Below are 20,876 nucleotides of genomic sequence, written 5' to 3' on the forward strand. Positions count from 1 at the left end.
CTGCGGATCGCCGGCGCCGGCCGGTCGGCCCTCCTCGTGGCGCCGACCGGGGCCGGCAAGACGCTGGCCGGCTTCCTGCCCAGCCTCGTCGCCCTCGCTGAGCGCGGGACGCAGAAGCTGAAGCCGGCGGGGCTCCACACCCTCTACGTCTCGCCGCTCAAGGCGCTGGCGGTGGACATCGCCCGAAACCTCGACGCGCCGATCGCCGAGATGGGGTTGCCGGTGCGCGTCGAGACCCGCACCGGCGATACCCCTGCGCACAAGCGCACCCGTCAGATCAGCCGTCCGCCCGACATCCTGCTGACCACGCCCGAGCAGCTGGCGCTGCTGATCGCCCACCGCGAGGCGGCCGAGTTTTTCTCCGGATTGCGGTGCGTGGTGCTGGACGAGTTGCACGCGCTGGTGACGTCCAAGCGCGGCGACCTGCTGTCGCTGGCGCTGGCGCGTCTGCATCGCCTGAGCCCGGGGCTCGCGGCGATCGGGCTGTCCGCGACGGTGCGCGAGCCGGATGAGCTGCGGAAATATCTGGTGCCGCAGGGGCCGCTTCCCTTCCCCCCGTCTGCGGGTGCGCCTCCCACTTTGCACGACGAAACGGCCGACACGGTTGTGGGACCGGGCGTGGGTCCCCTCTCCCGAGCGGGAGAGGGTGAAGAACGAGAACTCACAGAACCTGGCTCGACCGCGACGCCCGGCGCCGACGTGCCTGATCCCGAGACTCCTCGTCCCTCACCCCAGCCCTCTCCCGCTCGGGAGAGGGGGCAGGTCGCGCCCCCCATGGCCGATCTCGTCACGGTGGCGGGCGGCGCGAAGGCGGATCTGCGCATGCTCGATCTCGGCCGGGCGCTGCCGATCTCCGGCCACACCGCGTGGCACTCGATGCCGGCCATCTACGAGCTCATCAAGGAGCACCGGACCACGCTGGTCTTCGTGAACACCCGGCTCCAGGCGGAGTACACCTTCCAGGAGCTGTGGCGGCTCAACGAGGACGCGCTGCCGATCGCGATCCACCACGGCTCGCTGGACGCGCAGCAGCGCCGCCGGGTCGAGGCCGCCATGGCGGCGGGTCAGCTGCGGGCGATCGTCTGCACCGCGACCCTCGATCTCGGCATCGACTGGGGCGACGTCGATCTCGTGGTCAATGTCGGTGCGCCGAAGGGTGCGAGCCGGATCATGCAGCGGATCGGCCGGGCCAACCATCGCATGGACGAGCCCTCGAAGGCCTATCTCGTCCCGGGCAACCGCTTCGAGATGCTGGAGTGCCAGGCGGCGCTCGACGCCGTCGAGGAAGCCGCGCAGGACACCCCCGATGCCCGCCAGGGCGCCCTCGACGTCCTCGCCCAGCACGTGCTCGGCATGGCCTGCGCCGACGCCTTCGACCCGGTCGATCTCTACGACGAGATCGTCTCGGCGGTGCCTTATGCCGGGCTCACCTGGGAAGCTTTCGAGCAGGTGGTCGATTACGTCGCCACCGGGGGCTACGCGCTGCGCGCCTACGAACGCTTCGCCAAGATCCTGCGCGGCCCGGACGGGCTCTGGCGCGTGCGCGACGCCCGCACCGCGCAGGCCTACCGGATGAATGTCGGCACCATCGTGGAGGCGGCGCGGGTCAGGGTTCGTCTGGGCCGGACCCTGCGCGGCAAGCCCGGCACGGTCCTGCCGAAATCCGGCCGGGTGCTCGGCGAGATCGAGGATGAGTTCGCCGAGACGCTGACCGTCGGCGACACCTTCCTGTTCGCGGGCGAGACCCTCCGCTTCGAGGGCCTCGCCGAGGACGAGTGCCTCGTGACCCGCGCACCGCCCGGCACCGACCCGGCGATCCCGTCCTACGCGGGCGCGAAATTCCCGCTCTCGACCTTCCTCGCCGCCCGGGTCCGGGCACTCATCGCCGACCCGTTCGCGTGGGATCGCCTGCCCAAGCAGATCGGCGAGTATCTGGTCCAGCAGCGCCGCCGCTCGGTCCTGCCGGGTGAGCGCGATCTGCTCGTAGAGACGTTCCCGCGGGGCAAGCGCTACTATCTGACCGCCTTCCCATTCGAGGGCCGCCTCGCGCACCAGACGCTCGGCATGCTGCTTACCCGCCGGCTGGAGCGCGACGGCCTGCGGCCGCTGGGCTTCGCGGCCAACGATTACGGCATCGCGATCTGGACGACCCGCGACGTTTCCGAACGCGCCGCCCGCGATCCCGACTTCATCGGCGACCTCTTCGCGGTCGACATGCTCGGCGACGATCTGGAGGCGTGGCTCGACGAATCGGCCATGATGAAGCGCACCTTCCGGCAATGCGCCGTCATCGCCGGGCTGATCGAGCGCCACCATCCGGGGCAGAAGAAATCCGGCCGGCAGGTCACGATCTCGACCGATCTGATCTACGACGTGCTGCGCAAGCACCAGCCCGACCACCTCCTGCTGCGGGCTGCGCGGCAGGATGCGGCAACCGGACTCCTCGACGTGAGGCGCCTCGGCATGATGCTAGAGCGCATCCAGGGGCGAATCATCCACAGGTCTCTCGACCGGGTCTCGCCGCTCTCCGTATCCGTGATGCTCGAGATCGGGCGCGAGCGGGTCTACGGCGAGGGCGCCGACGAGATCCTGGCCGAGGCCGAGGCGGAGCTTCTCCAAGAGGCTCTGTCCTGACCGTCGATCCGCCCTCCCCCGACGACACCGAGGATGCGATCTTGGCGGCCGGCCTGAGACTCGAGAAGACTCACAAGCACCCCACCCTGATGCTCGCGGGCGAGACCCTGGTGCTCGATCTCTGCGGCGGCCTCTGGCTGCCGGAGCACCGGACGCTGATCGTGTCCGACCTCCACCTGGAGAAGGGCTCGTCCTACGCGGCCCGATCCGGCCAGTTCCTGCCGCCCTACGACACCCGTGAGACGCTCGCCTGCCTCCACGAGGCGGTGGCGCGTCACGAGCCCGCCCGCGTGGTCGCCCTGGGCGACTCCTTCCACGATGCCCGCGGGCCCGAGCGCATGGAGCCGGGCGACCGCGCCCTGGTGGCGGCGCTGCAGGAGGGCCGGGACTGGGTCTGGATCGCCGGCAACCACGATGCGGCCGTGAACGAAGGCGTCGGCGGGCGCTACGCCGACGCGCTGACCCTCGGCGGCCTCGTCCTGCGCCACGAGCCGAGCCCGGAGCCCGTTCCCGGCGAGATCGCCGGCCATCTCCATCCCTGCGGGAAGGTGGCGATGCGGGGGCGGGCCGTCCGCCGCCGCTGCTTCGTCACGGATGGCACGCGGCTGGTAATGCCGGCCTTCGGCGCCTATGCGGGCGGGCTGAACGTGCGCGACAAGGCCATCGAGGGCTTGTTCCCGAAGGGATTCACCGCCCACCTCCTCGGCGACGGTCGGGTCTTCGCCATCGGCCGGGCGCAGCTCGCCCGGGACTGAGCGCGCCCGTCATCCCGCGCAAATTCGCGCGGCGCGTCGTTTCGATGCGCCGCGCCGACGGGATCGCCTCGCTCCGTTCGCCAGGACGGCGCCGCGGCGAGGCGCCCGGTCTGATCCGGCCTCAGGCCGTCTTCATGAACCGGGTCACGCTGTCCGACAGGCTTGCCGAGTGGCCCGCGAGGCTCTCGGCGACATCCTGGACGGCCCGGGCGAGCTGACCGGTAGCATTGGCGGCCTCGGAAACACCGCCGATATTGCCCGCCATCTCGTGGGTGGAGACCGCCTGCTCCTCGACGGCGCTCGCCATCGCCAGGGTCAGCTTGGACAACTCGCCCACCGCCGCGGTAATCATCTCGATCGCTCCCACCGCCTCGCCGGTGGCGCTCTGGATCGCCGAGACCTGCTGTGTGATCTCGCCAGTCGCCTTGGCGGTCTGCTCTGCGAGCGCCTTGACCTCGGAGGCCACCACCGCGAAGCCGCGGCCGGCGGCCCCCGCCCGCGCCGCCTCGATGGTCGCATTCAGCGCCAGGAGATTGGTCTGGTCGGCGATCGACTTGATCATGCTGACCACCGCGTCGACCTTGCGGGCATTCTCGGCGAGCTGGCGCATGGTCGCGTCCGTGGTCCCGGCCTGCGCGGCGATCTGCTGCGCGCGCTCCGAGACGCGCCCGACCTGACCGGAAATCTCCTGGATCGCGCCGTTCATCTGCTCGGAGTTCGCCGCGACCGACGAGGCCTTGTGCCGTGCGGATTCGGCGGACTGCATCAGCCCTTCGGCCGAGTTCTGCATCTCCTGGATGGCCGAGCCCACCGCCTCGACCACCCGCTTGACATCGGTCTCCATGTTCACCTGCGCGGTGACCACGGCCCAGGTCAGCATCGGCCCGAGATACTGACCCTTCTCGTCGTTCACGGCCGTGACGCGCAGGTTCAGGGTCTCGGGTCCGACCTTGATCTTGGTGGAGTGCGGCAGCCGGCTCGCATCCGCCAGCATGGTGCGCTGGTGGCTCGGATTCTTGTGGAAGATGTCGAACGACCGGCCGAGCATCTCGTCGACTTTCACCGGCAGATGCTGGTCGATCGTCCCGAGGGTCCGGCGCGAGGTGGCGTTCATATAGTCGATCTTGAAATCGTTCTTGAGGTCGGCCGTCATGACGGCCACCGGAACGTTGTCGATCATGGTCAGGAGCCGGTTGATCTCCTTCTTCTTGGCGGAGATGTCCGAGGCGAACTTGACCACCTTCACGGGCCGGCCACGGGCGTCGAGGACGGGATTGTATGTCGCCTCCAGCCAGACCGAGTTGCCGTCCTTGTCCAGGCGGAGGAACTCGCCGGTGACGTACTGGCCGACCTTCAGCTTGTCCCAGAATTCCGTATACTCCGCGGTCTCGGCATAAGCCCTATCCACGAAGAGACGGTGGTGCCGGTTCTGAATATCCGGCAGATCATACTTCATCAGCTTCAAGAAATTCTTGTTCGCATGGACGACGTTTCCGTCCATCGAAAACTCGATGATCGCGAGCGAACGATCCAGGGCATCGATCTTGGCCTGGGCTTCGTTGAAAGTCGTACGGTTGAACATTTCGACACTCGCATTCCTCGCCCGCGGGTATCGCATCGCAGCGTTAATGAACTCTTTCTTGCTGCGTTATGCTGGTCTCCGTTTGGCGGCAGGCAATCGAAGACTTTTGATCGCGATGACGGAGTGCCTTCGAGGTCGGGGTAGATGATTTCCGCGCCACTAACACTTGGCGAGACGCTTTTTGTGCTGTTAAAACGGTCTGAATATCAGAACCAACCGCGCATTCGAAAGTATACTATAGGCGCTATGGCGCTGAAAAGGATCAGGCCGAGCGCGTAGGGATAGCCGAGAGTCCAGTCCAGCTCCGGCATGTGCTTGAAGTTCATGCCGTAGATCGACGCGATCAAGGTTGGCGGGACGCCGACCACCGAGACGACGGTGAGCACCCGGAAGACGTTGTTCTGCTCGATGGTGATGAGGCCGAGGGCCGCGTCGAGCAGGAACTGCACGTTCTCAGCGAGGCGCGTCTCGAACTCGTCGAGGGATTCGATGTCCCGCTTGATCGTCTCGAAGCGCGCGTCCTCCGGCAGGCCGATGCCGTCGCAGGCTGCGGCGACGAACGGCACGATCCGTTCGAGCCCGAGCAGACTGGCGCGGATCTTCCCCAGGACCTTTCCGCGGTTGCTGATGCCCCGCAGAATCCGGCGCAGGGCGAGGTCGCGGCGCCGGGGCGGCGGGCTCTCCAGGCGCCGCCGCTCGGCACCGCGGACGTCGAAGTCGAAGATCCGGGTCGAGAGCGTGTCGAGTTCCGATCCCATGTCCTCCAGGGCGTCCGCGAGGCTGTCGACCAGCTCCTCCAGGACGACGAGGAAGATCTCGCTCGGGGTCGTGCTGCCATCGCCCTCCGCGATGCGCTTCGCGGAGGAGTCGAAGGCGCGCAGGTCGTGAAAGCGGATCGTGACGAAGTGGTCCTTGGTCAGCAGGAAGCCCAGCGGCTTCACCTGCGACGCGCTCTGCTCGAAGGTGATCATCGGCGTCGAGAGCGACAGGCCGCCCTTCACCCGGCGCAGGCGACTCGACGTCTCGACCTCCGACAGCGCCGCCCGGGACGGCACGCGCAGACCGGTCGCCGCCTCGACCGCTTTGGCTTCCTCCGGGCTCGGGTCGTTCAGGTCGAGCCATACCGTATGGCGCGCGATCGGGCTGCCGGGTTGCAACGCCACCGGGCCTTCGGGTCCGTGCAGGCTCAACATGACGGCGCATTATCCATGGGGCGAGAAGGAAGGCCGCCGGCGCGTCATCGCACCGTCGCGCGGGGGTGCGACAGCCTTGACTCGGAACCGCAGCGAGCCTATCTCGCCGCCGTCTTTGGCACTCGCCGAGACAGAGTGCTAACAGTCGAGTTCGCGAGCGGTCCCGCCGGCCGCATCAACGCCAACTCCAGACCTGAAGCAAGAGGGCAGCTCATGAAGTTCCGTCCGCTGCACGACCGCGTGGTCGTCCGTCGCATCGAGAGCGAGGAGAAGACCAAGGGCGGCATCATCATCCCGGACACCGCCAAGGAGAAGCCGCAGGAAGGCGAGATCGTCGCCGTCGGTCCCGGCGCCCGCGACGAGCAGGGCCGCGTCAACCCGCTCGACGTCAAGGCCGGCGACCGCGTCCTGTTCGGCAAGTGGTCCGGCACCGAGGTCAAGATCGACGGTCAGGACCTCCTGATCATGAAGGAATCCGACATCATGGGCGTCGTCGCCGTCTGATCGGATCACCTCTCACCGCCCTTTGAGACTTTCCATAGTCTTGGGGCGCAACCCAACCAGATAAGAGGCACACAATGGCAGCGAAAGACGTTCGTTTCTCCGCCGACGCCCGCGACAAGATGCTGCGCGGCGTCGACATCCTCGCAGACGCGGTGAAGGTGACGCTCGGCCCGAAGGGCCGCAACGTCGTGATCGAGAAGAGCTTCGGCGCCCCGCGCATCACCAAGGACGGCGTCACCGTCGCCAAGGAGATCGAGCTCGCCGACCGCTTCGAGAACATGGGCGCCCAGATGGTGCGCGAAGTGGCCTCGAAGACCAACGACATCGCGGGTGACGGCACCACCACCGCGACCGTGCTGGCCCAGGCCATCGTCCGCGAGGGCGCCAAGTACGTCGCCGCCGGCATCAACCCGATGGACCTGAAGCGCGGCATCGACCTCGCCACCCAGGCTGCGGTGAAGGACATCATCGCCCGCGCCAAGAAGGTCTCGACCTCCGACGAGGTCGCCCAGGTCGGCACGATCTCCGCCAACGGCGACAAGGAGATCGGCGAGATGATCGCCCACGCCATGCAGAAGGTGGGCAACGAGGGCGTCATCACGGTCGAGGAGGCCAAGACCGCCGAGACCGAGCTCGACGTCGTCGAAGGCATGCAGTTCGACCGCGGCTACCTGTCCCCGTACTTCATCACGAATGCGGAGAAGATGGTCGCCGAGCTCGAGGATCCCTACATCCTCATCCACGAGAAGAAGCTCTCCTCGCTCCAGGCGATGCTGCCGGTGCTCGAGGCCGTGGTCCAGACCGGCAAGCCGCTCCTGATCATCGCCGAGGACATCGAGGGTGAGGCGCTCGCCACGCTCGTCGTCAACAAGCTCCGCGGCGGCCTGAAGGTCGCGGCCGTGAAGGCGCCGGGCTTCGGTGACCGCCGCAAGGCGATGCTCGAGGACATCGCGATCCTGACCAAGGGCCAGATGATCGCCGAGGACCTCGGCATCAAGCTCGAGAACGTGACGCTCCCGATGCTCGGCCGCGCCAAGCGCGTGCGGATCGAGAAGGAGAACACCACGATCATCGACGGCGTCGGCGAGAAGGCCGACATCGAGGGCCGGATCAGCCAGATCAAGGCGCAGATCGAGGAGACCACCTCGGACTACGACCGCGAGAAGCTCCAAGAGCGTCTGGCCAAGCTCGCGGGCGGCGTCGCGGTGATCCGCGTCGGCGGCGCGACCGAGGTCGAGGTCAAGGAGAAGAAGGACCGCGTCGACGACGCCCTCAACGCCACCCGCGCGGCGGTCGAGGAAGGCATCGTCCCCGGCGGCGGCACCGCGCTCCTGCGCGCCAAGAAGGCGGTCGCTGCCCTGAAGTCCGACATTCCGGACGTCCAGGCCGGCATCAAGATCGTCCTCAAGGCTCTCGAGGCCCCGATCCGCCAGATCGCCCAGAACGCGGGCGTCGAGGGCTCGATCGTGGTCGGCAAGATCACCGACAAGGCGGACTCCGAGACCTACGGCTTCAACGCCCAGACCGAAGAGTACGTCGACATGATCCAGGCCGGCATCGTCGACCCGGCCAAGGTGGTGCGCACCGCCCTGCAGGACGCGGCCTCGGTCGCCGGCCTGCTGGTGACCACCGAGGCGATGGTCGCCGACGCCCCGAAGAAGGACAGCCCTGCTCCGGCGATGCCGGGCGGCGGCATGGGCGGCATGGACTTCTAAGTCCACGCCACCGCGCATGACGGAGGAAGGGGGTCGCCGAGAGGCGGCCCCTTTTCTTTTGGCGCTGCCGTGGCTGCTCGGCGCGCGCGGCGGAGTCTGGTCGGGCTCAGCGGCCTTGACGCGACGCCGGGGCCTGAAGGCGGGCTCGCACAGTGGCGATCAAGGATTGCCGGACACGCTCGGTCGCCTGGAAAGGGATGTCGAAGTTCAGGCTGTGGTAGATCAGGTCGCGGATACCGTCGTGATCGGGGTCTCCGCCGCCGCCCTCGATGACGTCGAGGATCCAGGCATGGATCGCCGCGTGATCCGACGGATCGGGATCCGCGGCGAGGACCAGATGGCCGCCGTGCATCCAATCATCGCGCAGGGCTCCGGATTCTTCGGCGGCTGTTGGCATGACCTGACCTTGCGGCTCTGATTGGCGCGGCCGCGACAACAGAGTATCCGCGCGCCGCGATGGAGTTCTTCCACATCAACGGCGGAGCCGCGACGTCGGCGGCGCCGCCGCGTCACCGGTGCGACCGCGCCTTACCCTGCCGCGACGGCGCACAGCGGTCGAGGGGAGGTCGACGTCTCGGGCTCAGTCCGCGCGTCCGCGGTCGCGCGCGCCGACCATGACGCGTCCAGCGCGCCGGCGCCCGAAGCCCCGTCTCGCGGCGTTTCGAGTGGCGGGCGACAAACGAAAAACGGGACGGCTTTCGCCGTCCCGTTCAAAGGCTTACCTATCGGCCAAGGAAGATCGAAGCCAGTCGCTGGAGCAGGCCCCGCGGTGCGGGCGGAGGCTCGCTCTGCCCAGGACCGTCCCCGATCTAAGCGTTGGCGGCGAAGGGGTGCTGCGCCGAGTTGCGCTGCTCGGTGACCGTCGAAGCCTTCGGCTCACCGTTGACGGCGCGCTGGATCGACAGCTTGGTCGCCTCGTAGTTGTACTTCTGGATCTTGGCGTCGTCGGCCGCCTCCCAGTGGATGAACACGCCGACCAGGATGTACAGGTCGTCGGCCTCGTCCGCCGGGATGATGCCCTCGGCCACCGCGTCCTGCACGGCCTTGGCAACGCCGTGCTGGGCCGGGCCGAACATCTGGACGGCCTGACGGGCGTCGTTGATGGTGACCTTGTTGAACATCAGGGTGTTCGGCTTGCACGGCAGGTTCGGCGCGATGACCGCGAGCAGGCTGGTGAAGCCGTGCTTGTTGTTCACGAGGCCGTTGCAGAAAGCCGTCTCGGCGGGCGAGCCGCGCGGTCCGATGATGAGATCGATGTGGGCGACCTCGTTGCCCTCGCCGACGAGCGCTTCGCCGACCTGAACCTTGGTGATCTTCGCCATTCGGTGTCTCTCCCTGGATTCCGAAATAGAGCCGCGCGCCGGGCGGTGCCGCGGCCGGGAAGCCATCCTTGTTATCGGCGCCCGACCATGCCGGCCGAGCCGGATGAGCCGAGCCGGTTGGGCCGGACAGCGCGGCGGACCCTACAGCGGGGCCCAGCGGCTCACAACCCGCGCAAGGCTCTGACACGAAGGAATTTCCAACTGTCCGGTGCCGCGATCCCCGGATCGTGCGCCCCGGTCAGACCAGCCGTGCGCCGGCGGCCGCAAGGGCGTCCCAGAACAGCGTCGCGACCGTAAAATCGGCGCTCGTGCCAGGATTGATGGCCCGCGCCTTCAACGACGCGTCGAAGGCCAGCAGCGCGTCGACCGGCCGTGCGGCGAGGTCGATCCCGGCGCGAAGGGCCTCGGCCTCCCGGCGGATGCGTTCGGCCGCCGCGGCGCCGTGCTTGCGGGCGACATGGCTGTCGGGGACCGCCTGGAGAAAGGCGAGATGAATCGCGGTCGTACACCATGTGGGGTCGAGCCCCCCAGCGCGGGCCTCGGCCAGGGCCGCGAGCCCGATCGCCGGCACGTCCGCGAAGTCCGTCACGTAGGCGCGAGCGATCCGGTCCCGGTTGGCGGCCTCCGCCATTGCATCGTGCAGGGCGGCGGGCGCCGCGTGGGCGACGTCGTGGTGCTCGGCTTGGCCGAGGCCGCCCGGATTGGCGAGGCGGATGGCCGCGAAGACGGCGTCCGCATCCGTGGTGTTCAGCGTCTTGAGCGCCGTCGCGACGGTCAGGCCCCGCTCGGCCGCGACGGCCAGGGGGGCGCAGAGGAGCAGGATGCCGAGATTGGTGTTCTGGCCCACCGCCGCCATCGTGGCGGCGACGCCGTCGCGGATCCGCATGCCCACGCCGGCGCCCGCCCGGGCCAGGGCCGGCGCCGAGACATCGGCGCTGATGACGAAATCCGCCAGCACCATGCGATGGCCGGGCGCGTAGGCGTGGACATTGCCGGGCTTGAGGGCGTCGAGCTCCGCGAGGCAGGCGGCCCGGTAGAGCGTGCCGATCAGCGCCGCGTCGAGGCCGCTCATCCCGGTTCCGCTCGTGCCGGGTCCGCTCATGCCACCACGAGCCGGGGACGGCTGGCGCCGCGGGCCGCGGCGAGGAAGCCGCGCACCACCGCGGCGGCGATATCGGTCTCGCACACGGTCTGGAGGCCCGACCAGGCCGGCATGGAATTGACCTCCAGGACCGAGAACCCGCCCTCCCCGTCTTCGACGAGGTCGACGCCGGAATAATCGACGCCGACCGCGGCGGCGGCCGCCTCGGCCAACTCGGCGGCGGCGCGCGGCATCGCCCAGGGGAGCGGCCGGCCGCCCCGGTGGACGTTGGTGATCCAGCCGTCGCCCTCGCGGATCATGCCGGCGATGGCCCGTCCGTCGCAGACGAACACCCGGTAATCGCGCCACAATCCGTCCCGGCGGGGAACGTAGCGCTGGAGATAGTAGACCCGCGCCACTGCCTCCTCGTCGGGAAGGTCTTCCGGGCGCTCGATGAGGGCAAGTCCCTCGCCTTGTGACCCGAACAGCGGCTTCAGCACCAGGGGCGCACCCGGCCGTGCCTCGGCGGCGACCAGGGACGCCGCCGCCTCGCGCTTCGAGAAGACCCAGGTCTCCGGCGTCGGGAGCCCGGCCCGGTCGATGAGCAGCGACGTGGCGGCCTTGTCCACCGAGCGCTCGATCGCGGTCGGGGCGTTCCAGACGGTGACACCAGACGCGACAAGGGCGTGCAGCACCCCGAGCCGCATCGTCGTCGCCTCGAAGGTGCCGCCCGCAATGGTCCGCATCAGCACGCCGTCCGGCAGCGCGTCCGGGAAGCCCGGCACGCGCAGGGGCTCGCTGCCGCCCGTGACCACGGCGACGTCCGCCAGGGAGAACAGGACCGGCTCCACGCCGCTCGCGCGCAGGGCCGCCAGCAGGCGGTTCTTGTGCCAGGTGCCGTTATCGGCCGCGAGCCCGATGCGCATGGGGGTCCTGATCGTCACGCTGCCACCCGCCTGCGGGGGGGCCAGGAAGATGTCGCCGTCCGGATCCGGTTGGGGCTCCCTCTCCCGCAGGGGAGAGGGAGCCCGGCGTGCTTCACGCGAAGGACGCGTCGACCAGCGTCGGCTCCAGACGGCCGCCGCGGTAGGTGACGCCGGTGCGCACCGACGTGACGATCGCCTCGGCCGGCGAGAACAGGGCGCCGTCGATCTTGTAGAAGTCGCCGTTCACCCGGCCGAAGATGTCGGCGAAAGGCGCGCCATGGTCGCTCGACGTCGTCGAGGGCAGCTGTTCGGCGAGCTGCCTGGCATCGGCATCGTCGGCATCCACGAAGAGCTGCACGCGTCCGCCGTAAATGATCGCGTCGTTGGTGCGGCCCATCGCCTTGATGAAGTCCGGGTGCGGGGGCGACAGCGGCGCCGAGCCGATCCCGTCCACGATGGCGTGCAGGTCGAAGCCGACCGTGTGGGCCTTGTGGAGGGCCACCTCGAGGACGCGGGCCACGACCTGGGTGGAGCCGGCGAGGCTCTGGGTCGGCGCGAAGATGAAGGTCAGGTCCTCGGGCTTCAGGCCGGAGGCCTCGGCGACCTTGGCGACGACGCTCTCGGGCGGCCCGCCCGCCGCTTCCAGCACGAGGGCGGTCTTCGTGGCGGAGTCGCGGAAGCCGAGTTCCTGGTACAGGTCCTCGACGGCCGCCACCGCCCGGCCGGGCCCCGAGCCGAGGGCGAAGAAGCCGGAATCACCGGTCTCGTCCGCGAGGCTCCAGCCCGCATACTGGCTCCCCAGACAGGCGAGGACCGGGTCGGCGGCGTGGACCGTCACCGAATAGGGCCAGGAGGCGATCGGTCCGGTCGGCGCGATCGTGACGGTGCCGAGGCCGCCGAGGCAGATCTCGGCGATGCGCCGCCCGGCTTCGATCGACCCCCTCGCCTGCGCGCCGGCATCGACCATCCGGGCGCCGCCGGCCGCCTGCGTCACGGAGAGCCGCAGCGTCGCGGCATCCGCCACGAGCCGCTCGACGAGGGGCGCCGCGAGCGCGTTGATGCTGGGATAGGATTGGCTGGCACTCATGACAGGGCTTCCTCGGGGTGAGTTTTCTTCGCCGCGCAGACGGCCCGCAGGCGCGCCGTGTGCGTTTCCAACAGGGCGAGCACCTCCGCCCGGTCCGCGCCTTCGGCCAGCACCGTGCAGAGCGGCGCGTCGCGGCGGACCACCGAGCCGGGGCACGGACGGTCGCGCACGCAGTCCGGCCACTCGAGGTCCGGAACAGGCGCAAGCTCCCGGTCCGCGTAACAGATCTGCGCGGCCGCCGCATCCGCCGGATGCGGCCCGGGGTCCGGCATCGTGCCGAGGCTGGCCGCGATATGGGCGGGAAGCAGCGGAATCCCGCGCCGGTCGAGGATGTCCAGCGTCGCGCCGGGCCGGGGATTGATCTCGGTGAGCCACCACGCCGAACCCTCGACCAGCAGGTCGGCGCTGGCGAGCCCCCGCAAGCCGGTCGCGGCGACGATCCGCTCGGTGCCGGCGGCGATGGCGTCCACGAGCGAAACGGGGAGCGCCGGGGCTTCACCGGCACCGCGGGCCAGGGCCCCGGCATAGCGGAAGGGACGGATCGGCGACGGCGCGCACCATTGCTCGGTGACGGCGAGGATGCGGATCGTCCGGCCGTCGGCGAGGAAGTTCAGGGCGTGCGGCTGGCCCGGTACGCGTTGCTGGAAGTAGTGGCCCTGCGGTGCCGGCGACCGGGTCGCAGCCCGGATGTGGTTGCCGCCGCTGCCGCCCGCGCGCTTGAGCAGCCACGCCCGCGGATCCGGCGGCGGGTCGGTTGCCACCGCGGGATGCGGCACGCCGAGGCGTGTGCAGAGGGCCGCGAAGGCCAGGGGCGCCTTGAGAGTCGCGACGGTCTCGGCCGACGCGCCGATCAGCCGGTGCCGCGCGGCGAGGCGCCCGATCAAGTCCGGCGCGTCCTCGAAGCCACTGCCCAGAATGAGCCCGATCGGCCGGCCGGCGGCTCCGGCCAGATGATCGAGCGCGGCCACCGTCGCGTCCGCGGCCGGCGCGGTTCCGAAGCGGCCGGGCAGCGGCCGGTAGGCCTCGGCGGCGGCGAGCGTATCCGCGTCCCCGAACAGATCGGCTACGTAAGGACGAAGCCCGGCACGCCGCGCCGCCTCGGCCAGGGCGCGCCCGGCCTGGGCGGCGATCAGGACCGCATCCGCCATCCGGGGCCGGCTCGTATCGGACTAGCCGGCGATCTCCACCGCGAGCGCGTAGGCGTCGCGGAAATCGAGGCAGAGCGGCGTGTCGGAGGCGAGCATCCGGTCGAACAGGCGCCGCTGCGTCTGGTACTTCACGTTGCCGACTGCCAGCGCGCCGATGCCGACGCCCTTGCCGGTGGGCAGGGCGACGTCGACCGCGTTCACGTCGATCCCCGCGATGCCGGCAGGCGGCACGGCGTTGACGTCCGAGGCGACGAGCAGCTTCGGCGCCGACTTCAGGTCCTCCGCGGTGAGGATCGGGATGCCCGCCGGCCCGGCGGAGAGGATGACGTCGGCGTCGCGGATGGCGGCGCGGCGATCCTCGGGGGTCGTGCCGTCGACAGCGCCGACCTCGATGCCGAAGCGCCACTTCATCGTGAAGGCGATCTTCGAGACCCGCTCCTCGCCGTCGTGCCCGACCAGAACGGTGGTGGCGCCCTGCAGGGCGCCGATCACCGCGGCCACGTAGGCGACGACGCCGGCGCCGCCGAAGATCACGATGCGCTTACCCGTGAGGTCAGTGTTGAACTTCTGCCGCAGGGCGCGGGAGACCTGGGCCACCATGGCCGCGCCGGTGGTGAACGAGCCGGCCGGATCTGCGAAGACGTGGTTCACGAAGGGCGGCACGAAGGCCTTCTTGGCGCGGTCGACCATGTCGAGGGCGTCCTCGGCGTTCTTGCCGCCGATGAAGATGCCCGTTCGCGTCCCGTCGGCCGGCGACCGCGAGAAGATCGAATCCTGGGTCAGCGAGACCACGTCGGCGAGGCTGACCTCGGTGTAGGTCACCACCGTCTCGAACCCGGCATCCACGGCCATGTTCACGTCGAACGGGCTCATGTGCCGGAGCGGCGTCAGCATGTGGAGGATCGAGCGGGCCATGGAATCCTCATGCGGCGCGCGACAGATGCGCCTGTCCACCGTCCAAACCCGGAGCGGTGCCCCGGGTCAAGCCCGGGGTGGGCGGCTCACGCCGGACCGGTTACCGAAGCGCCACTGTTGCGGCCCCGGGCGATGACGAACCGGAGTGGACCGCCGCGGTCGAGGCCGGCCACCAGGGCGCGGGCCTCGGCCTCGGACGCCATCAGGGCGAAGCCCGTTGGCCCCCAGGAGGACTGCCCGTAGCCCGACACGCCCTGCGCGGCGATGCTCGCCAGCGCCTCCGCCACCGCGGCGCTGGCGTAGCGGCCCCCCTGATGGGGCGCGAAATGGTCGCCGATCAGCGTCTGGATTCGGGTGATCCCGGCACCGAAGCCCTGGGGCTCGGCCAGGGCGACCGCGGGCAGGACCTGCATCAGCGCGATCCGGCAGATCTCCGCCGCCTGGGCCTCGGGAAAGCGCGGCAGATCGCGGAACGCCTCGACCTCGCGCGTCCCGTGCACGCCCGCCATGCCCGGATCGAGGATCAGGACGATCCGCCAGGCCTCGGGATAGGGCAGACGCGCGATGACCGGAGGCGGGCCCCCGTCCGCACCGCGGCCGCCATCGACGATCAGGCCGCCTTCCGTGAAGGCGCGCAGGCCGACGCCGGACCGGTTGCCCCGGTCCAGGGTTGCCGCGAAGGCATCCGGCGCGAAGGGCTCGCCGCTGAGCCGTGCCATGGCTGCCGCCACCGCGAGGGCGAGCTGCGTGCCCGAGCCGAAACCGGCATGGGCCGGGATGACCCGCTCAACCGTCACCGCCACGTCCTCGCCGCGCCCGAGATGGGCGGCGGCGGCACGGACATAGCCGCGCACGCGGTCGGCTTCGGGTCCCTCCACGGAAGGCCGCGCTGCCCGACGGGCGCTCAGGGCGAGGGACGGCGCATCGATGGCGAGCCCGATGCTGCCGAACCGGCGGCCGAGACCGCCGTGCAGGTCCAGGAATCCGAAATGCAGCCGTGCCGGGGCCTCGACCCGCACGGCACCATCCGCTGCCACCTCGTTCCTTTCAGGGACCTCGCCCAACACACGTCCCTCGAATCCCGCAGGCCCGGCGCATGCGCGGCGCGCTTTTCACACGGGGCCCGGGGCCAGGCAACTTGGACAGGCCTGGATCGCACCGCCGTCACGGCAATTCCGGCGCTCGGTTCCGGTTCAGGTTCCGCGGTCGCTCGGCCTGTCCGCACAAGGTGTCCGCAGGATCGCGGGGCGGCACCGGCCCATCCGCGCAATCCACCTCGCGAACCACCTGGCGATGCGGATCGCCGCCGGACCCCCCTTGCCGCGGTGCGCGGATGAATGCAAACCTAGGGGTTGCGACGGCGCGCCGAGTTTGCCGCTGCCCGGACATGCCGGGCGGATGCGCCATTCCGATTCGGTGGGGAACCCTCATGCTGAGGTGCACCTGCTTCGTCCGGTCTTACGGCCGTCGCCCGCTCCGAAACCAAGCAAGAACGTTGCGAGAGGGAGCATGGCAGCCTGGGTGAAGGGTGGCGCGACGGACGCGGGCACCGCCGTCGAGGCGGCCGCATCCCTGCTCGCCAAGGCGCGCGCGCCGGTGATCGCCGGCCTCAGCGCCGACGTGGCTGCGATCCGCGCAGCCTATGATCTCGCGGGGCGCATCGGCGCCTCGGTCGATACCGCCGGCGCGGCCGGGACCTATGCCGAGCTCGGAGCGCTGAGCCGGGTCGGTGCCCTCACGACGACGCCTGCCGAGGCCGTCGGACGCGCCGACACGGTTCTCGTCGTCGGTGCCGCCCCCTGGCAGGCGCCGCTCATGAAACGCCTGATCGACGCCAAGCCGACCCGTGGGCGCGCCGCCGGATCCGACAGGGCCCTCCTGGCGGTGGGTGCGAACGCCGGTGCGGCGCTGGCCTGGCCCGCCGATGGCGGGCTGCCGGAGGCCGTGGCCGAGCTGCGGGCCTATGCCCGCGGGCATCTCGCCGGTGACGCCTTGCCGGGGCAGATCGCGTCCCGGCTCGCGGCCGCGCAGTACGGCGTGCTGCTCTACGATCCGGCCGAACTCGGCGAGTTCGGTGTCGAGATGCTCCAGGGCCTCGCCATGGAGCTGAGCGATACCACACGCTGCTTCACCCTGGCGGTCGGTGCGGCCGGGCAGGACCGGGCCGTCGTGCCGGTCTCGGCCTGGACGACCGGTCAGGCGCCGCGCAGCGGCTTCGGGCGCCGCGTCCCCGAGCATGATCCCTGGCGCTTCGACGCCGCCCGGCAGGTCGCTGCCGGCGAGGCCGACGCCGTTCTCTGGCTCGGTGCCGTCCCGGTGGAGCGCCCGGACTGGCTGTCCGCGGTGCCGTCCGTGGCTCTGGTCGCGGAAGGCGAGGCGCAGGCTGCCGAGGTGGTGATCTCTGTCGGCCAGCCTGGCCGCGACCACGGCGGCGTCCTGTGGAACGAGCAGCGCGCCGCCCTGACCTTCTGGCCGGCCACTGCGCCGTCGGATCTGCCGTCGGCCGCGTCGGTGCTGGCCGCCCTCAAGGAGCGTCTGGCCACGGTGCAGGCCGCGTCGAGGAGTGATTCCGCATGCTGAGCGTGATCCGGGGCGGGCGCGTCGTCGATCCGACCGCGTCCCGCGATTCTGTCGGTGACGTCTGGATCGAGGATGGCCGCATCATCGATCCGCCGGGCCGCGAGCCCGACGCCGTGATCGATGCGGCGGGCTGCGTGGTGATGGCCGGCGGCGTCGAGGTGCATTCGCACATCGCCGGCGGCAACGTGATCACCTCGCGGCTGCTCCTGCCCGACCTCTACGTCAGCGAGGCGGCCCCCGACGGCCATCCCTTCGCCCATGCGGGCGGGGCCGCGGCCTGGATCGGCTCGACCTACGCGCGGATGGGCTACACCACGGCCGTCGAGCCGGCGATGCCGCCGACCCACGCCCTGGGCACGCAGCTCGAGCTCGCCGACATCCCGCTGCTCGACCGCGGCGCCCTCACGGTGATGGGCAACGACGACCAGCTTCTGGAGATGCTGCGCGAGCGCCAGGGCGGCAACGCCGTGCGCGACCTCGTCGCCCTGTCGGTCGCCCAGTCCCGCGGCCTCGGGGTGAAGTGCATCAACGCGGGCGGCGCCTCCGCCTTCAAGGACGGGGCGCTGCGCCTGTCGCTGGACGACGAGATCCCCTGCTACGGGCTCTCGACCCGGCAGATCATGGGCTCGCTCCTCGACGCGGTCGAGGAGATCGGCGTCCCGCACCCGCTGCACGTCCACTGCAACAACCTGGGCCTGCCCGGAGCGGACGACAGCTTCATGGCGACCCTGGATGCAGCGGAGGGCCGGCGCATCCACTTCGCCCACGCGCAGTTCTACGCCTACGGCGCGGTCGATCCGGCCAATCCCGGCACCGGCGGTTTCCGCTCGGCCGCCGAGCGCATCGCGCAGGCGATCGCCGACAATCCGAACGCCACCCTCGACATCGGGCAGGTGGTGTTCGGCCAGACGGTGACGGTGTCCCTCGACATCCTCCGTCAGTTCGCAGGCCGGAAGGGCGCGAAGCCGAAGAAGTGGGTGCTGAACGCGGGCGACGCCGAAGGCGGCGGCGTGGTGCCGTTCCTGTACCGGCCCCGGGGCCCAACCAGCTCGCTGCAATGGGCGATCGGCCTGGAGATCATGCTGCTCTCCACCGACCCGGAGCGGACGATCCTGACGACCGACCACCCGAACGGTGGCCCGTTCACCCAGTACCCGCGCATCATCCACCTGCTGATGGACAAGTCGGAGCGTGACCGCGAGATCGCGACGCTGCCCAAGATCGTGGGCGAGCGCTCCGGCCTTCCGGGCCTGGAGCGCGAGTACACGCTCTCGGAAATCGCGCAGCTGACCCGGTCGGGTCCGGCCAAGCTGCTGGGGCTGGACGACCGCGGCCATCTGCGGGCCAGTGCCCGGGCGGACGTGGCGGTCTACCGGGACGACACCGACCGAACCGCGATGTTCACCGCCGCCAAGCTCGTCCTGAAGGACGGCGTGCCGATCGTCGAGGACGGCGAAGTGGTGGAATGGCGGGCCGGCCGGACGCTGTCGCTGACGGTCGAGTCCGACAAGGCCATGGCGAAGCGCGCCGACACCTACCTGACGGAGCGGTTCGGCGAAGGCCTCGACAGCTTCGCCGTGCCCGACGCGGCCTTCGGCGACGGTCCGGACAATTTCGAGGCGGTGCCATGCCGGGTGTGATCAGAGGGGCGAGCCGCGGGAAGAACGATGTCTGACCTCTCCCTCAACGGCATCCCGGTCATCGACACCTTCGCGGAGGCGTTCGATGTGGCCGGCACCGCCATCATCGTCACGAACGACACCGCCAAGTGGGCGATGATCGCCGCCACCACGATGACGGGCTTCGCCACCTCGGTGATCGGCTGCGGCGCCGAGGCGGGCATCGACGCCGAGCTGTCGCCGGAGGAGACTCCCGACGGGCGGCCGGGCGTGCGCATCCTGCTGTTCGGCTTCGAGCCGAACGGCCTTAAGGACCAGCTGATCAAGCGGGTCGGCCAGTGCATCCTCACCTGCCCGGGCACCGCCTGCTACGCCGGCGTCGACGGGCCGACCAAGATCAAGCTCGGCGGCGCGATCCGCTATTTCGGTGACGGCTTCGCGGTGGCCAAGCGCCTGCCCGACGCCACCGGCAAGGCCCGGCGCTACTGGCGCATCCCGGTGATGGACGGCGAGTTCCTCTGCGAGGACACGGTCCGGGCCGTGGACGGCGCGGTCGGTGGCGGCAACCTGCTGTTCCTCGGCCGCAACCACGCCGAGACGCTGAAGGTCGCCGAGATCGCCGTGGAGGCCGCCAAGGCGGTACCGGGCGCGATCCTGCCGTTCCCCGGCGGCATCGTCCGTTCCGGCTCCAAGGTCGGCGGCCGGACCAAGGGCATGATGGCCTCGACCAACGACGCCTACTGCCCAACCCTCAAGGGGCGCGCCGGCTCGGCGCTCCCGGCCGAGTGCGGCGTGGTGCTGGAAATCGTGATCGACGCCCTGACCTCGCAGGGCGTGTCCGACTCGATGCGCGCCGGCCTGCACGCGGCCACCGAGATCGGCGGCAAGCACGGGCTGATCGCGGTCACGGCCGGAAATTACGGCGGCAATCTCGGCCGCCACCACTACCATCTGCGCGACCTGATCGCGCGCGACGACGCCAAGACGGAGGGCTGAGCCGTGAGCACCCTCACCCTGCGTGCGGCTCCGCCGGAGCGCCTGGACTTCCTCAACATCAACCCCGCGGCTCTGAGCCGCCTGTCGCAGGGCGAAGCCGAGCGCCTGGAAGTCGGGACCACCCGGACCGGCGTGCGCCTCGGCGACTGCTTCGCCGTCTCGTTGGACGGCTCCGACACCCTGACCCTCGAGGGCGGCCACGAGCGTCTCGACCGGGTCGGCGCCTCCCTGTCGGCGGGCACGATCCGGGTCACCGGCGATGTCGGCCAGCGCCTCGGCGCCGGCATGGCGGGCGGCCGCGTCACCGTCACCGGCCATGCCGGGCCCTATGCGGCCTCCGGCGCCACCGGCGGCACGATCACCATCGAGGGCGATGCCGGAGATTACGCCGGCGGTGCGGTCTATGCCGCCAAGGCCGGGCTCGACGGTGCGACCCTGATCATTCGCGGCACGGCGGGTGCCCATCTCGGCGACCGGATGCGGCGCGGGACGATCGTGGCCGGACGCGCGGGGGCCTTCGCGGGATCGCGCATGATCGCCGGAACCCTGGCGGCCCTCGCGGTGGGCGATCACCCCGGTCTCGGCATGCGCCGCGGAACGCTTCTCCTGGGTGCGCACGGCCGGATGGCTTCGACCTTCGTGGAGACGGGGACGCACGATCTCGTGTTCCTCCGGCTCCTGGCGAAGGCGCTGCGCGGCCTCAGCGCCGAGCATGCCGACCTGCTCGCCAAGCCGCTGCGTCGCTACTCTGGCGACCTCGCCACCATCGCCAAGGGCGAGATCTGGGTCGCGGCCTGACGCCGCCTGGGCAAGGGGCGT

General features: G+C 70.3%; 18 protein-coding genes. 8 read left to right on the forward strand and 10 right to left on the reverse strand.

Annotated features, from left to right (window positions below; translation table 11 throughout):
• Positions 1-36 precede the first annotated feature (36 nt).
• Together A3862_RS28800 and pdeM are read left to right on the forward strand one after the other, a co-directional pair.
• A complete protein-coding gene (locus A3862_RS28800; RefSeq protein ID WP_043755642.1) occupies positions 37-2,634 on the forward strand; it encodes a ligase-associated DNA damage response DEXH box helicase in 2,598 nt (865 codons plus the stop codon).
• Positions 2,635-2,675: 41 nt separating this feature from the next.
• Entirely contained in the window at positions 2,676-3,389 is a 714-nt protein-coding gene (gene pdeM / locus A3862_RS28805; RefSeq protein ID WP_043351737.1) for a ligase-associated DNA damage response endonuclease PdeM, read from the forward strand.
• 121 nt (positions 3,390-3,510) lie between these two features.
• Here pdeM and A3862_RS28810 read toward each other — a convergent pair whose 3' ends face one another.
• Positions 3,511-4,971, reverse strand: coding sequence for a methyl-accepting chemotaxis protein (locus A3862_RS28810; protein ID WP_043755640.1), 1,461 nt, complete (start codon positions 4,969-4,971; stop codon positions 3,511-3,513).
• Positions 4,972-5,177: 206 nt separating this feature from the next.
• Positions 5,178-6,164 (reverse strand): CorA family divalent cation transporter, encoded by a 987-nt coding sequence (locus A3862_RS28815; RefSeq protein WP_043351732.1) that lies wholly within the window; start codon positions 6,162-6,164, stop codon positions 5,178-5,180.
• 213 nt (positions 6,165-6,377) lie between these two features.
• On the opposite strand from A3862_RS28815, the gene groES reads away from it, so the two are divergent.
• Positions 6,378-6,668 (forward strand): co-chaperone GroES, encoded by a 291-nt coding sequence (gene groES / locus A3862_RS28820; protein ID WP_010682002.1) that lies wholly within the window; start codon positions 6,378-6,380, stop codon positions 6,666-6,668.
• A 74-nt stretch (positions 6,669-6,742) separates the two neighbouring features.
• Positions 6,743-8,383, forward strand: coding sequence for a chaperonin GroEL (gene groL / locus A3862_RS28825; protein ID WP_043755635.1), 1,641 nt, complete (start codon positions 6,743-6,745; stop codon positions 8,381-8,383).
• 106 nt (positions 8,384-8,489) lie between these two features.
• Here groL and A3862_RS28830 read toward each other — a convergent pair whose 3' ends face one another.
• From A3862_RS28830 to A3862_RS28865, 8 genes are all read right to left on the reverse strand, one after another.
• The gene (locus A3862_RS28830) at positions 8,490-8,819 is read right to left on the reverse strand and encodes a hypothetical protein (protein ID WP_236961580.1); all 330 of its coding nucleotides are present in this window, start codon (positions 8,817-8,819) and stop codon (positions 8,490-8,492) included.
• Positions 8,820-9,192: 373 nt separating this feature from the next.
• Positions 9,193-9,705 carry a 5,6,7,8-tetrahydromethanopterin hydro-lyase gene (gene fae, locus A3862_RS28835; RefSeq protein ID WP_043353182.1) on the reverse strand — a complete coding sequence of 171 codons (513 nt, stop codon included), beginning with the start codon at positions 9,703-9,705 and terminating at the stop codon, positions 9,193-9,195.
• A gap of 238 nt (positions 9,706-9,943) precedes the next feature.
• Positions 9,944-10,777, reverse strand: coding sequence for a triphosphoribosyl-dephospho-CoA synthase (locus A3862_RS28840; protein ID WP_111474227.1), 834 nt, complete (start codon positions 10,775-10,777; stop codon positions 9,944-9,946).
• Positions 10,778-10,803: 26 nt separating this feature from the next.
• Complete coding sequence (locus tag A3862_RS28845; protein ID WP_043383731.1) at positions 10,804-11,712, reverse strand: ATP-grasp domain-containing protein; 909 nt, start codon at positions 11,710-11,712, stop codon at positions 10,804-10,806.
• Between the two features lie 112 nt (positions 11,713-11,824).
• Positions 11,825-12,799, reverse strand: coding sequence for a methenyltetrahydromethanopterin cyclohydrolase (gene mch, locus A3862_RS28850; protein ID WP_043357116.1), 975 nt, complete (start codon positions 12,797-12,799; stop codon positions 11,825-11,827).
• Entirely contained in the window at positions 12,796-13,947 is a 1,152-nt protein-coding gene (locus tag A3862_RS28855; RefSeq protein WP_043755630.1) for an ATP-grasp domain-containing protein, read from the reverse strand. Before A3862_RS28855 ends, mch begins: the two co-directional genes overlap by 4 nt.
• A 21-nt stretch (positions 13,948-13,968) precedes the next feature.
• Entirely contained in the window at positions 13,969-14,862 is an 894-nt protein-coding gene (locus tag A3862_RS28860) for an NAD(P)-dependent methylenetetrahydromethanopterin dehydrogenase (protein WP_043357114.1), read from the reverse strand.
• A gap of 86 nt (positions 14,863-14,948) precedes the next feature.
• Positions 14,949-15,926, reverse strand: a complete 978-nt coding sequence (locus A3862_RS28865) for a beta-ribofuranosylaminobenzene 5'-phosphate synthase family protein (protein ID WP_043755628.1) — start codon at positions 15,924-15,926, stop codon at positions 14,949-14,951.
• A 445-nt stretch (positions 15,927-16,371) separates the two neighbouring features.
• Between A3862_RS28865 and A3862_RS28870 the strand changes: the two genes are divergently transcribed.
• The 4 genes from A3862_RS28870 to A3862_RS28885 are packed head-to-tail and all read left to right on the forward strand — an operon-like array spanning position 16,372 to position 20,855.
• Positions 16,372-17,442, forward strand: coding sequence for a formyl transferase (locus A3862_RS28870; protein WP_043755625.1), 1,071 nt, complete (start codon positions 16,372-16,374; stop codon positions 17,440-17,442).
• The gene (locus A3862_RS28875) at positions 17,436-19,082 is read left to right on the forward strand and encodes a formylmethanofuran dehydrogenase subunit A (protein ID WP_043755622.1); all 1,647 of its coding nucleotides are present in this window, start codon (positions 17,436-17,438) and stop codon (positions 19,080-19,082) included. The genes A3862_RS28870 and A3862_RS28875 overlap by 7 nt, the downstream gene beginning before the upstream one ends.
• Positions 19,083-19,109: 27 nt before the next feature.
• Entirely contained in the window at positions 19,110-20,057 is a 948-nt protein-coding gene (gene fhcD / locus A3862_RS28880; RefSeq protein ID WP_043357106.1) for a formylmethanofuran--tetrahydromethanopterin N-formyltransferase, read from the forward strand.
• A 3-nt stretch (positions 20,058-20,060) separates the two neighbouring features.
• Positions 20,061-20,855 carry a formylmethanofuran dehydrogenase subunit C gene (locus A3862_RS28885; RefSeq protein ID WP_043357104.1) on the forward strand — a complete coding sequence of 265 codons (795 nt, stop codon included), beginning with the start codon at positions 20,061-20,063 and terminating at the stop codon, positions 20,853-20,855.
• The last annotated feature ends 21 nt before the right edge of the window (positions 20,856-20,876 follow it).

The organism is Methylobacterium sp. XJLW, assembly GCF_003254375.1.
GTDB lineage: Bacteria > Pseudomonadota > Alphaproteobacteria > Rhizobiales > Beijerinckiaceae > Methylobacterium > Methylobacterium fujisawaense.